At 73.4% G+C, this 13,316-nt stretch carries 8 protein-coding genes; 5 read left to right on the top strand and 3 right to left on the bottom strand.

Features of this window, described 5'->3' with window-relative positions:
- Positions 1-122 precede the first annotated feature (122 nt).
- Both GFJ45_RS03480 and GFJ45_RS03475 read right to left on the bottom strand, forming a co-directional pair.
- Positions 123-914, bottom strand: a complete 792-nt coding sequence (locus GFJ45_RS03480) for an enoyl-CoA hydratase/isomerase family protein (protein WP_228386420.1) — start codon at positions 912-914, stop codon at positions 123-125.
- Positions 911-1,507, bottom strand: coding sequence for a hypothetical protein (locus GFJ45_RS03475; RefSeq protein WP_194288502.1), 597 nt, complete (start codon positions 1,505-1,507; stop codon positions 911-913). The genes GFJ45_RS03480 and GFJ45_RS03475 overlap by 4 nt, the downstream gene beginning before the upstream one ends.
- A 35-nt stretch (positions 1,508-1,542) precedes the next feature.
- Between GFJ45_RS03475 and glgX the strand changes: the two genes are divergently transcribed.
- Both glgX and GFJ45_RS03465 read left to right on the top strand, forming a co-directional pair.
- Positions 1,543-3,720, top strand: a complete 2,178-nt coding sequence (gene glgX, locus GFJ45_RS03470) for a glycogen debranching protein GlgX (RefSeq protein WP_153394196.1) — start codon at positions 1,543-1,545, stop codon at positions 3,718-3,720.
- Between the two features lie 120 nt (positions 3,721-3,840).
- Positions 3,841-5,424 carry an SLC13 family permease gene (locus tag GFJ45_RS03465; protein WP_153394194.1) on the top strand — a complete coding sequence of 528 codons (1,584 nt, stop codon included), beginning with the start codon at positions 3,841-3,843 and terminating at the stop codon, positions 5,422-5,424.
- A gap of 12 nt (positions 5,425-5,436) precedes the next feature.
- Here GFJ45_RS03465 and glgP read toward each other — a convergent pair whose 3' ends face one another.
- Positions 5,437-7,971: an alpha-glucan family phosphorylase gene (gene glgP / locus GFJ45_RS03460; protein ID WP_153394191.1), complete on the bottom strand. Its 2,535-nt coding sequence runs from the start codon at positions 7,969-7,971 to the stop codon at positions 5,437-5,439.
- A 92-nt stretch (positions 7,972-8,063) separates the two neighbouring features.
- Here glgP and GFJ45_RS03455 point away from each other — a divergent pair, with 92 nt between their 5' ends.
- From GFJ45_RS03455 to GFJ45_RS03445, 3 genes are all read left to right on the top strand, one after another.
- Positions 8,064-10,145 (top strand): alpha-1,4-glucan--maltose-1-phosphate maltosyltransferase, encoded by a 2,082-nt coding sequence (locus GFJ45_RS03455; protein WP_323368706.1) that lies wholly within the window; start codon positions 8,064-8,066, stop codon positions 10,143-10,145.
- Positions 10,146-10,150: 5 nt separating this feature from the next.
- A complete protein-coding gene (gene treS, locus GFJ45_RS03450) occupies positions 10,151-11,872 on the top strand; it encodes a maltose alpha-D-glucosyltransferase (protein ID WP_153394187.1) in 1,722 nt (573 codons plus the stop codon).
- Positions 11,873-11,878: 6 nt separating this feature from the next.
- A partial coding sequence (locus tag GFJ45_RS03445) for a maltokinase N-terminal cap-like domain-containing protein (RefSeq protein ID WP_323368705.1) occupies positions 11,879-13,316 on the top strand: 1,438 nt, incomplete at its 3' end.

Below are 13,316 nucleotides of genomic sequence, written 5' to 3'. Positions count from 1 at the left end.
TCTGCCGGCCATCTTGGCACCTGCCGTCACGGCAGGAGCAACCGGCTGCGTCGGCCGGGGTCACCCGGCCGGGGCGCGCAACCTAGTCGCACGCCACCCACCCGGCGGTGGGCTGACCGCGCTCAGCGGCCCTCGAACCGCGCCTTCCCCGGTCCCTCGGCGACGAAGGACCGCATCCCGATCTCCCGGTCGCGGGTGGCGAAGACGCCGGCGAAGTGCTGGGCCTCGATGGCCAGCCCGGTCTCCAGGTCGGTCTCCAGACCCCGGTCGATGGCCTCCTTGGCCGCGCGCAGCGCGTACGCCGGACCTCCGACGTAGCGGCTCATCCGCTCCCGCGCGGCGCGGTACACCTGGTCCGCGGGCACCACCTCGTCGACGAGGCCGAGCTGCAGCGCCTCGTGCGCGGTGACCATGCGCCCGGAGAAGACCAGGTCCTTGGCCCGGGCGGCGCCGACCAGCCGCGCCAGCCGCTGCGTGCCCCCCGCCCCGGGGATCACGCCGAGCAGGATCTCCGGCTGGCCCAGCTTGGCGTCCTCGGCGGCGACCCGGAAGTCGCAGCACAGCGCCAGCTCGCAGCCGGCGCCGAGCGCGTAGCCGGTGATGGCGGCCACGGTCGGCTTCGGGATGCGGGCCACGGCCCGGAACTGCTCCTGGATCACCGAGGCGCGGTCGACCATGTCCGTGTAGGACATGTCCTGCATCTCCTTGATGTCGGCCCCGGCGGCGAACACCTTCTCCCCGCCGTAGACGACGACCGCCGCCACCTCGGGGTCGGCCGAGACCTGCCGGGCTGCCGCCCCGAGCGCGTCCTGGATGCCGGTGTCCAGCGGGTTCATCGGCGGCCGGTCGATGCGGACGGTCGCGATGCCCTCCTCCACCTCGACGCGCACGCGCTGGTCGTCACCGTCGCTCACGAGCTGCTCCCCTCGCCCTCGCCGGTGGTGTCGCCACCCTGGTCCTGCTGGCCGCGACGGCGCGGCGCCGCCTCGGACAGCCACGGCCCAGCCGCCTGCTGGCCCTCCTCGGGCGGAGGTGGCTCCTCGCCGCGGGCGAGCGCCTGCTGCCGCTTGGCCTTGGCCACGGCGTTCTTGTGCCACAGCGCCACGGCCTGCAGCAGCATCCCGGTGGCGATCTGCAGCTTGGCCTTCGGGTCTTCCTGCTGGCCGATCACCTGCTCCACGGACAGCACCAGGTTGCCCGAGGCGATCCCGGCCTTGACCAGGTTGACACCGAGCGTGACGTCGTTGCAGGCGTTGAGCCGGGTCATCAGGTCGTCCGGCACACTCTCGGCGATGCGCCACTGGCCGTAGACGCGCATGACGTCGACCTGCCCACCGGTCAGGCAGCGCACGAACAGCTGCTGCTGCTTGGCCGTGAACCGGACATCGCCCTGGGAGTCCAGGTCCGGACCGAACTGCAGGTCCTGCAGCGCGTCCAGCACCCGTCCTCGTAGGGGGCGCTCCTCCGGCGGCGGCGGGAAGTTCGGCAACGAGGTCGGGTCGGTCATGCTTCCCAACCTAACGACTGCCTAGGCTGGCGGCCATGCCCGGCCCCCGCCCCCGTGACCTGCCGCCACCCCCGGGAGTGCACCTGGTGCCCGGGGGCGCCGAGGTGGCCGTCGCCGCCCACCACGCCGAGGCCGTCGAGCTGTGCCTGTTCGAGGCCGGCGACGAGCGGGGGGAGAGCGAGCGGCGGGTGGAGCTGACCCAGCGGGTGCACGGGACCTGGTGGGACACCGTGCCCGGTGTCGGCGCCGGGACCCGGTACGGGCTGCGGGTACACGGCCCCTGGGACCCGGCCGCCGGTCACCGGCACAACCCCGCCAAGCTGCTGCTCGACCCCTACGCGCGGGCGATCGAGGGAGACGTCCGGTGGGGACCGGAGGTGTTCGGGCACACGGTCGACGGCGGCTGGTCCGGCGACGGGGCGACCCCGGACGGGCGGGACAGCGCCGGCCACGTGCCCCGCGGCATCGTCCTCGACGACGCCGACGACGCCGACGACGCCTTCGACTGGCAGGGGGACCGCCCGCCGGCACGGGCCTGGGGCGAGACCGTGCTCTACGAGACCCACGTGCGCGGCCTGACCATGCGTCACCCGGGGGTTCCCGAGGAGCTGCGCGGCAGCTACGCGGCGCTCGGTCACCCGGCGGTGCTCGAGCACCTGACCGACCTGGGCGTGACCGCCGTCGAGCTGCTGCCGGTGCACGCCTTCACCTCCGAGCCGCACCTGGTGCGGGCCGGGTTGCGCAACTACTGGGGCTACAACTCGCTGGGGTTCTTCGCCCCGCACGCCGGGCACGCCGCGACCACTGATCCCCAGGCCGTCGGGGACGAGCTGCGCACCGCCGTCCGCGCCCTGCACGCCGCCGGGATCGAGGTGCTCCTCGACGTCGTCTACAACCACACCTGCGAGCAGGGCGCCGCGGCCGGGCCGACGCTCAGCTGGCGCGGGCTCGACGCACGCACCTACTACCGGCTGGACGCACGCGGGCGCGACGTGGACGTGACCGGGTGTGGCAACACGCTGGACCTGCGGCAGCCGACCGTGGTGCGGCTGGTGCTGGACTCGCTGCGGCACTGGGTGAGCAGCTACCACGTCGACGGGTTCCGGTTCGACCTGGCGCCGGCGCTGGCCCGGGGCCGTGACGACGCCTTCGACCCCGACCACCCGTTCCTGGTCGCGCTGCGCAGCGACCCGCTGCTCTCGCGGGTGAAGCTGGTCGCCGAACCCTGGGACGTGGGCCTGCACGGCTGGCGCACCGGCCAGTTCCCGCCGCCGTTCGCGGAGTGGAACGACCGGTTCCGCGACGCGGTGCGGACGTTCTGGCTCGCCGACACCCCCCAGCTGCGCGCCGGCCGTGCCGGCCACGGCGTGGCCGAGCTGGCCCGCAGGATCGCGGGGTCGGCGGACCTGTTCGACGGCCTCCCCGGTGGCCGCGGCGCCGTTGCCTCGGTGAACTACGTCGCCTCCCACGACGGGTTCACCCTGGCCGACAGCACGGCCTACGAGCAGCGGCACAACGAGGCCAACGGCGAGGGCAACCGGGATGGTCACCGCGACAACCGCTCGTGGCACCACGGCGTCGAGGGGCGCACCAGCGATCCGCAGGTGCGGGCCGCGCGCCTGCGGACCGCCCGCGCGATGCTGGCCACGACGCTGCTGTCGGCCGGGGTGCCGATGCTCGCGGCCGGGGACGAGCTGGGCCGCACCCAGCAGGGCAACAACAACGCCTACTGCCAGGACACGCCGCTGAGCTGGCTGGACTGGCCGACCCCGGCCGCCGACCGCGAGGCGGAGGGGCTGCGGGCACACGTGCGCGCGCTGCTACGGCTGCGGCGCGAGCACCCGGTGCTGCGGCCGCTGCTGGCCCCCACGCCCGAGGCCGAGCCGGGACGCGTGCGGCTGCGGTGGTTCACCGAGCACGGCGCGCCGATGACGGCCGCGGAGTGGGCCGACCCCGACCGGCGCACGCTGGTCGCGCTCCTGGACGACGCGGCGCTGCGCAAGCCCGGCGAGCCCCCCGACGTGCTCGCGCTGGTGCTGCACGCCGGGGACGGCGAGATCACGGTCCACCGACCGGAGGTCGGGACCAGCGAGCACCGCGTGCTGTGGGACAGCGAGCAGGGCTCCCCCGGCAGGGTCCCCGACCGGGGCCCCGGCACGGGCGAGCCTGCGGTGCTCCCGCCCCGCACCGTCCAGCTCTGGCAGCTGGGCTGACCGCTCGCTCCGAGGCGCTGTCTCGGGTAGCCACCCGGCTGCCGCTGCTCTAGAGTGCCCGCGACAGTGCGGTGTCTCCCCACCGCACGAGGGCCGGCAGCCGCACGAAGGAGCGAAGCCATGCCCGAGCGCACCGCCGAGCCGACGGCGCAGACGAGCACGACCAACCCCGAGCAGGACCGCCGCAGCCCGCGGCTCGTCTGGGGCGTGCGGCTGCTGGGCGTCGCCGTCGCGGTGGCGGTGTACCTGGCGCTCGGCGCGGCCGACATGAGCCCCGATGCCCGGGTCGTGGCGGCCGTCGCGTCGCTCATGGCGGTGTGGTGGATGACCGAGGCGATCCCGCTGGCGGCCACGGCGCTGCTGCCGATCGCGCTGTTCCCGGTGCTGACCGAGCGCACCATCGAGGAGACGACCGCCCCGTACGCCAACGACATCGTCTTCCTGTTCATGGGTGGCTTCCTGATCGCCATCGCCATGCAGAAGTGGCACCTGCACCGGCGCATCGCGCTGCGCACGCTGGTCACCGTCGGCACCCAGCCGCGCCGGATCATCCTGGGGATGATGATCGCCACGGCGTTCCTGTCGATGTGGGTCTCCAACACCGCCACCACACTGATGATGCTGCCGATCGGGCTGTCCATCCTGGCGCTGATGGTCCAGAGCGACTCCGGCGCCGGTGGCGAGGAGCTGGTCGAGGACCGGCCGCTGTCGGAGACGATCACCGACCCGCAGGTGCGCACGTTCTCGGTCGCCCTCGTGCTCTCCATCGCCTGGGGCGCCAGCATCGGGGGGCTGGGGACCCTGCTGGGCAGCCCGCCCAACGCGATCGTCGCCGGCTACCTCGCCGACGAGGTCGGCGCCGACGTCGGCTTCCTCGAGTGGATGATGCTCGGGCTGCCGCTGGTGGTGGTGTTCCTGCTGCTGGCCTGGCTGCTCATCACCCGGGTGATCTTCCGCTTCCAGCTGGACGAGATCGCCGGCGGCCACGACCTGATCCACCAGGAGCTGCGCGGGCTCGGGTCGATGTCCCGAGGCGAGAAGGTCGTCCTCGTGGTCTTCGTCAGCGCGGCCTTCCTGTGGATCGTGCCGGGCCTGGTCGCCAACTTCGGCAACAACGCCGAGCGGTTCCCGTGGCTGGAGCTGCTGCCCGACTCGGTCATCGCCATCGCAGCCGGGATCGCGCTGTTCCTGATCCCGGCCGAGCGCGAGGGCCGGATGGCGCTGTCCTGGCACGACGCCGAGCGGGGGCTGCCCTGGGGCGTGCTGCTGCTCTTCGGCGGCGGCCTCAGTCTGGCCAGCGCCGTCGCCGGCACCGGCCTCGACGAGTGGTTCGGTCAGCAGGTGCAGGGGCTGGGCGCTCTGCCGACCGTCCTCATCCTGGCCAGCGTCTGCACGCTGGTCCTGCTGCTCACCGAGATGACCAGCAACACCGGCACCGCCGCCACCTTCATCCCCGTGCTGGGTGGCGTGGCGACCGGGATCGGCGTGGACGCGACCACGCTGCTCATCCCCGCCGCGCTGGCCGCCACCTGCGCGTTCATGCTGCCGGTCGGGACTCCGCCCAACGCGATCGTGTTCGGCTCCGGGCTGGTGCGGATCAGCGAGATGGTGCGCGGCGGGGCGGTGCTCAACGTGGTGGGCGTCGTCCTGATCACGCTGGCCACCGTCGCGATCGGACCGTTCGCGCTCGGGATGGTGCTGTAGCCGCCGGCCCGCTCAGGCCAGCGCCACCAGCCCCAGCTCGGCCGGGGTCGCCAGACCCGCGTGCCGAGGCAGCACCCGCACCGTCCAGCCCAGCGATCCGGTCCGGCGCAGCGGTAGCTCGGCCTCGAACCGGTGCCGCCCGGCCTCGTACGCCTCCACGTGGCGCAGCGGCACCGACTCGGTGTCGGCGAGCTCGTCGCCGTTGGAGGCGCGCCCGATCACGACCTCGGCGGCGACGTCCTGCGGGTCCAGCCCGTCCAGGGCGAGGAAGGCGCGCACCCGCACGGTGTCACCGACCTGCGGCGTGTCGCCGATGCCCTCGGCCTCGACGTGGTCGACCGCGACGTGCGGCCAGCTGTGGCCGACGCGGTCGGCGTAGCCGGCCAGGTCCCGGGCGCCGCGGAAGGAGTCCTGCGCCACCCACCCGGCCGAGCGGCCCGCTGGGGCGTATAGCTCCTCGACGTACTCGCGCACCATCCGGTCGGAGAGGACCTTGGGCCCGAGCGTGGCCAGCGTGTGCCCGACCATGGCCAGCCACCGCTGCGGCAGCCCGCGCTCGTCGTGGTCGTAGTAGGCGGGGACGACGGCGTCCTCCAGCAGGTCGTAGAGCGCGCCCGCCTCCAGGTCGTCGCGCCGCTCGGGGTCGTCGACCCCGTCGGCGGTCGGGATCGCCCACCCGTTGCGGCCGTCGAACCACTCGTCCCACCAGCCGTCCAGCACGCTGAGGTTGAGGGCACCGTTGAGCGCGGCCTTCATGCCGGAGGTGCCACAGGCCTCGAACGGGCGCAGCGGGTTGTTGAGCCAGACGTCGCAGCCCGGGTAGAGCCGCTGGGCCATGCCGATGTCGTAGTTGGGCAGGAACACGATGCGGTGGCGCACCCGCGGGTCGTCGGTGAAGCGCACCAGCTCCTGGATCAGCCGCTTGCCGGTGTCGTCGGCGGGGTGGGACTTGCCGGCGATCACCAGCTGCACCGGGCGCTCGGGGTCCAGCAGCAGCCGCGCCAGCCGCTCCGGGTCGCGCAGCATCAGGGTGAGCCGCTTGTAGGTCGGCACCCGCCGGGCGAACCCGATCGTCAGCACGTCGGGGTCGAGGGCCTCCTCGACCCAGGCCAGCTCCGGCTCCACGGCGCCGCGTCGGCGCATCGAGCGGCGCAGCCGGGCCCGGGCGTCCGCCACCAGCTGGGCGCGCAGCTCGCGCTTGGTCGCCCAGAACGCGGCGCCGTCGAAGCCCTCCGCCGCCTCGCCGACCAGGTCCCGCAGCGCCGGGTCCACCCAGGTCGGGGCGTGCACCCCGTTGGTGACCGAGGAGATCGGCACCTCCTGGGCGTCGAAGCCCGGCCACAGCCCGCAGAACATCTCCCGGCTGACCTGGCCGTGCAGCCGGGAGACGCCGTTGGCCCGCTGCGCCAGCCGCAGCCCCATGACGGCCATGTTGAACACCGAGTGGTCCCCGCCCTCGTAGCTCTCCGCGCCGAGCGCCAGCAGGCTGTCGACCGGGACGCCGGGGAGCTCGGCGGCGCCGCTGAAGTGCAGCCGCACCTGCTCGGTACCGAACCGGTCGATGCCCGCCGGCACCGGCGTGTGGGTGGTGAAGACGGTGCCGGCCCGCACCGCCTGCAGCGCCTCGTCGAAGGTCAGGCCGGCGCCGGTCACCAGCTCGCTGATGCGCTCGACGCCGAGGAAGCCGGCGTGGCCCTCGTTGGTGTGGAACACCTCCGGCGCCGGGGCCCCGGTGATCCGGCTCCAGGTGCGCAGCGCCCGCACGCCGCCGATGCCCAGCAGCATCTCCTGCTGCAGCCGCTGGTCGCCCCCGCCGCCGTAGAGGCGGTCGGTGAGGCTGCGGCGTGGGGCGTCGTTGGTCTCGACGTCGGAGTCGAGCAGCAGCAGCGGCACCCGCCCGACCTGGGCCCGCCAGACGCGGGCGTCCAGCCGGCCGCCGCCGGGCATGGCCAGCGAGACCACGCAGGGGGTGCCGTCGGCCTCGCGCAGCAGCGACAGCGGCAGCCCGTCGGGGTCCAGCACCGGGTAGGACTCCTGCTGCCAGCCGTCGGCGTCCAGCTGCTGGCGGAAGTACCCGCTCTTGTAGAACAGGCCCACGCCCACCAGTGGCAGCCCCAGGTCCGAGGCGCTCTTGAGGTGGTCGCCGGCCAGGATGCCAAGCCCGCCGGAGTACTGCGGCAGCGCGGCGGTGATGCCGAACTCGGGCGAGAAGTAGGCCACCCCCGCGGGCAGCGTCGCCCCGGCCTGCTGCTGCCGCTGGAACCAGCGCGGCTCGGTCAGGTAGCGGCGCAGCTCCTCCCCGGCCTCGCGCACCCGGGTGACGTAGCCGTCGTCGCCGGCCAGCTCCTCGAACCGGGCCGGCGGGACAGCGCTCAGCATCGCCACCGGGTCCCGCCGCACCGCCTCCCACCGCGGCGGGTCCAGGTCGCGGAACAGCGCCAGCGTGGGCTCGTGCCAGGACCAGCGCAGGTTCAGCGCCAGGTCGGACAGCGGGGACAGGGGCTCGGGGAGCACGGTGCGCACGTGCAGCCTGCGGATTGCCTTCACGCAGGGAGGATACGAGACCGCCCTGCGAGGTCGTGCAGGCGCTAGCGTCAGCGCCGGTGCGCGCCGCTGCCCATCCCGGTAGCGTCGGGCCCGTGACTGCGCGACCCGAGACCCCTGCGATCGACCGATCCGTGCTCGCCCTGCTCGGTCAGGAGCCGATCGGGCGGATCCCGGTGCTGGACGTCCGGCCGGCCGTGGACGACGGGGCCCGCCCCACCCGCTCGGTCGTGGCCGAGCTGTTCACCGTCACCGCCACCGTGTTCCGGGAGGGCCACGACGCCGTCAACGCCACCGTCGTGCTGACCGACCCGGACGGCGCCGAGCGGCACGTCCCGATGCAGTGCACCAACCCGGGGCTGAGCCACTGGGAGGCCGAGGTCAGCGCGGACCGTCCCGGCATCTGGCGGTACCGGGTCGAGGGGTGGAGCGACCCCTACGCCACCTGGCGCCACGACGCGACCATCAAGGTGGAGGCCGGCGTAGACGTCGAGCTCATGCTCGAGACGGGCGCCCAGGTGCTGGACCGTGCGGTCGCCGCGGGTGAGCTCCCGGTGGAGCACGCCCGGGTGCTGGCCGACGCCGCGACCGGGCTGCGGGACGGCTCCCGGCCCCCGGAGGCCCGGCTGGCGGCGGGCACCGACCCAGTGGTGCGGCAGCTGCTGGCCGAGCAGCCGTTGCGGGAGCACGTCACCCGCAGCGCGGAGCGGACCTGGTGGGTGGAGCGCACGCTGGCGCTGACCGGGGCGTGGTACGAGATCTTCCCCCGGTCCGAGGGGGCCCACGTCGACCCCGACACCGGGCTGTGGGTCAGCGGCACGTTCGCCACCGCCGCCGAGCGGCTGCCGGCGATCGCCGGCATGGGTTTCGACGTCGTCTACCTGACGCCGGTGCACCCCATCGGGCAGACCCACCGCAAGGGGCCCAACAACACCCTCACCGCCGGCGAGCACGACCCCGGCTCGCCGTACGCGATCGGCTCCTCCGAGGGCGGCCACGACGCGCTGCACCCCGACCTCGGGGACTGGGACGACTTCGACGCCTTCGTGGCCCGCGCCCGCCAGGAGGGCCTGGAGGTCGCCCTCGACCTGGCGCTGCAGGCCTCCCCCGACCACCCCTGGGTGAGCGAGCACCCCGAGCTCTTCACCACCCGGGCCGACGGCACCATCGCCTACGCGGAGAACCCGCCCAAGAAGTACCAGGACATCTACCCGCTCAACTTCGACAACGACCCGGCCGGCAGCTACGCCGAGGTGCGGCGGGTGATCCAGGTCTGGCTGGACCACGGCATCCGGCTGTTCCGCGTCGACAACCCCCACACCAAGCCGCTGGAGTTCTGGCAGTGGCTGATCGCCGACGTCGCCCGCGACCACCCGGAGACGATCTGGCTCAGCGAGGCGTTCACCAAGCCGGCCATGATGCACGCCCTGGCCAAGATCGGGTTCCAGCAGTCCTACACCTACTACGCCTGGCGCAACACCGCCCACGAGCTGCGCGACTACGTCACCGAGCTGGCCGGCGAGGCCGCCAGCTACATGCGGCCCAGCTTCTGGCCCACGACGCACGACATCCTCACCCCGTACATGCAGTACGGCGGGCCGACCGCGTTCAAGGTGCGGGCGGCGCTGGCGGCCACCCTGGTGCCCACCTACGGCATCTACGCCGGCTACGAGCACTGCGAGCACGTGGCCCGGCCCGGCGCCGAGGAGCACGTCGACAACGAGAAGTACGAGTACAAGGACCGGCGGTGGGACCTGGACGCCCCGGGCGTGGACCGCTCCTCGCTGCCGCCGGAGCTGGCCCACCGGCCCAACCTGGCCCCGTGGCTGCAGCGGCTCAATCAGATCCGCCGGGAGCACCCCAGCCTGCACTGGCTGCGCACCATCCGCTTCCACGCGGTCGACGACGAGAACTTCCTGGTCTACTCCAAGCGCGGGGGCGGCGCCGGGGACGGCTCCGACCAGGACACGGTGCTGGTGGTCGCCAACCTGGACCCGCACGGCACCCGCGACACCTGGCTGCATCTGGACATGCCGGCCCTCGGCCTGGACTGGCAGGACCACTTCGTCGCCGAGGACCTGATCACGGGCCAGCAGTGGCAGTGGGGGGAACACGTCTGGGTCCAGCTCGGGCCGGACAGCGAGCCGGTCCACGTCGTCCACGTCCGGAGGTTCTGAACCGCATGGCGGCCATACCCGGTCACGAGCCCACCCGCCCCGGCCTCGCCGATGACCCGGACTGGTTCCGCAAGGCGGTCTTCTACGAGGTGCTGGTGCGTGCCTTCGGCGACAGCGACGGCTCCGGCTCCGGTGACTTCACCGGGCTCATCGAGCGGCTGGACTACCTGCAGTGGCTCGACGTGGACTGCCTCTGGCTGCCCCCGTTCTACGCCTCGCCGCTGCGCGACGGCGGCTACGACGTCGCCGACTACACGGCGGTGCTGCCGGAGTTCGGGACGCTGGAGGAGTTCCGGCGCCTGATCGCCGAGGCCCACGACCGCGGCATCCGGATCATCACCGACCTGGTGATGAACCACACCTCCGACCAGCACCCGTGGTTCCAGTCCTCCCGCAGCGACCCCGACGGCCCCTACGGCGACTTCTACGTGTGGTCCGACACCGACGACCGGTACAACGACGCCCGGATCATCTTCGTGGACACCGAGGCCTCGAACTGGACCTTCGACCCGGTCCGGCGGCAGTACTACTGGCACCGGTTCTTCTCCCACCAGCCGGACCTGAACTTCGAGAACCCCGCCGTGCACGACGCCATGTTCGACGTGGTCCGGTTCTGGATGGACATGGGCATCGACGGCTTCCGCCTCGACGCCGTGCCCTACCTCTTCGAGGAGGAGGGCACCAACTGCGAAAACCTCCCCCGCACCCACGCCTTCCTGGCCTCGCTGCGGGCGATGGTCGACCGGGAGTACCCGGGGCGGGTCCTGCTGGCCGAGGCCAACCAGATGCCCACGGAGGTGGTGGACTACTTCGGCACCGAGGACCAGCCGGAGTGCCACATGTGCTTCCACTTCCCGGTCATGCCGCGGCTGTACTACGCGCTGCGGGAGGAGAAGGCCGAGCCGATCCGCCGGGTGATGGAGGAGACACCCGCCATCCCCGCCGGGACCCAGTGGGGCACCTTCCTGCGCAACCACGACGAGCTCACCCTCGAGATGGTCTCCACGGAGGAGCGTTCGGCCATGTACGGCTGGTACGCCCCGGACCCGCGGATGCGGGCCAACGTGGGCATCCGGCGGCGGCTGGCCCCGCTGCTGGACAACTCCCGCGACGAGATCGAGCTGATCAACGCGCTGCTGCTGTCGCTGCCGGGCAGTCCCTGCCTCTACTACGGCGACGAGATCGGCATGGGCGACAACATCTGGCTCGCCGACCGCGACGCGGTGCGCACCCCGATGCAGTGGACCCCCGACCGCAACGCCGGCTTCTCCACCGCCGACCCGGGCAAGCTGTACCTGCCGGTCATCACCAGCCTCGTCTACCACTACAACAACGTGAACGTCGAGGCGGCGATGGCCGCCGGGTCCTCGCTGCTGCACTGGACCCGCGGCATGCTCTCGGTCCGCAAGCGGCACGAGGTGTTCGGCGTGGGCGCCTTCGTGCTGTGCGAGACCGACAACGACGCGGTGCTGGCCTACGTGCGGATGCTGCCCGAGGAGGAGGTCGACGAGCGCAGCGGCTACCCGGCGGTGCTGTGCGTCAACAACCTCTCCGCCCGGCCGCAGGCCGCACACGTGACGCTGCCCGACCGGCTGTGGGGCGCTCCCGCCGAGGACCTGTTCGGCGGGGCCGGGTTCCCTGACATCCCCGCCGAGGGCAGCGTCCACCTGACCCTCGGCTCCCGCGACTTCTACTGGCTGGGGCTGACCCTGCCGAAGGAGGCCTGACTCACCATGACGACGAGCACCCCCGACAGCGCCACCACCGTCACGGAGCTGCTCGAGCAGTGGCTGGGAGCGCGCCGGTGGTACGCCGGCAAGGGCCGCGCCCCACGGCTCCGGTCCCGTGGGGTGCTGGCCTGGCCGTCCGCCGGCGGCGCGGCAGGCGAGGACGCGGTGCGGGTCGAGTCGCATCTGGTGACCGACGAGTCCGGACCCGAGCCGGTGCTCTACCACGTGCCCCTCACGCTGCGGGCCGACCCGGTCGAGGCGCTGCACACGGCGCTGGTGGGCACCGTCGGGGAGGGCGGGCAGCGCCGCTACGTCTATGACGGCTGCCAGGACCAGGTCTACGTGCAGGCGCTGCTGGACACCGTCCACGACGGCCGGGAGGTGCCCGCCGCGAGCGGCCAGGAGGCACCGAGCGCCGCCGGCCACCCGGTGGGCCAGCCGGCGCCCCGCCCGGAGGTGACCCGCGCGGCGGTGCTCACCGGCGAGCAGTCCAACACCTCCGTGATCGTGGAGACGGCCAGCGGCCCGCGGATCGTCAAGGTGTTCCGGGTGCTCCACCCCGGCGACAACCCCGACGTGGCAGTGCAGGCCGCGCTGGCCGAGGGCGGCTCCCAGCTGGTACCGCAGCCGATGGGCTACCTGCAGGGGCGCTGGCCCGCCCCGGACGGGCACGGGGTGGAGACCGGTCACCTGGCCTTCGCCCAGGAGTTCCTGCCCGGCGTGCAGGACGCCTGGCGCACCGCCCTGGAGGCCGCCCGCGAGGACCGCGACTTCACCGATGCCGCGCTCACGCTCGGGGAGGCGACCGCCGGGATCCACGCCCAGCTGCGAGCGGCGTTCGGCTCGACCGCCGCCACCGACGAGGTGAAGCAGCAGCTGCTGGCCCGGATGCGCCGCCGGCTCGCCGCCGCGCTCGAGGCCGCCCCGCAGCTGGCCGAGCAGGCCGCGGCGGTGGAGTCGCTCTACGACCGCGCCGCCGAGGGCCGGTGGCCCTCCCTGCAGCGTATCCACGGCGACTACCACCTGGGGCAGGTGCTCGACGTGCCCGGCCGGGGCTGGGTCGTCGTCGACTTCGAGGGCGAGCCGCTGCGACCGCTGGCCGAGCGCACCGCCCCGGACCTGGTGCTGCGCGACGTCGCGGGCATGCTGCGCTCCCTGGACTACGCCGCGGGCAGCGTCGGCCAGGAGCACGACCTGGAGCGCAGCGGATGGAAGCAGCGCTGCCGGGCCGCGTTCCTGGAGGGCTACGCCGCCGGAGGGACCAGCGACGACCCGGGCGAGTACGCCCTGCTGCTGGCGGCCCTGGAGGTGGACAAGGCCCTCTACGAGGTGGTCTACGAGGCACGCAACCGGCCCGCCTGGATGCCGATCCCGCTGGCGGCGGTGTCCCGGCTGCTGGCGCGGCACGGCGCGCCGGCCGGGACGCCGGCGGGAACGCCCG

Source organism: Ornithinicoccus halotolerans, from assembly GCF_009602535.1.
Lineage (GTDB): Bacteria > Actinomycetota > Actinomycetes > Actinomycetales > Dermatophilaceae > Ornithinicoccus > Ornithinicoccus halotolerans.
Note: the sequence above shows the minus strand (reverse complement) of the source record. Positions and strands in the feature narration are given on the sequence as shown.

Bases quoted from the DNA above. Each gene is read 5' to 3' on its own strand.
- GFJ45_RS03475 (WP_194288502.1), bottom strand. From the start codon at position 1,507: ATGACCGACCCGACCTCGTTGCCGAACTTCCCGCCGCCGCCGGAGGAG.
- GFJ45_RS03465 (WP_153394194.1), top strand. From the start codon at position 3,841: ATGCCCGAGCGCACCGCCGAGCCGACGGCGCAGACGAGCACGACCAAC.
- treS (WP_153394187.1), top strand. From the start codon at position 10,151: ATGGCGGCCATACCCGGTCACGAGCCCACCCGCCCCGGCCTCGCCGAT.
- glgX (WP_153394196.1), top strand. From the start codon at position 1,543: ATGCCCGGCCCCCGCCCCCGTGACCTGCCGCCACCCCCGGGAGTGCAC.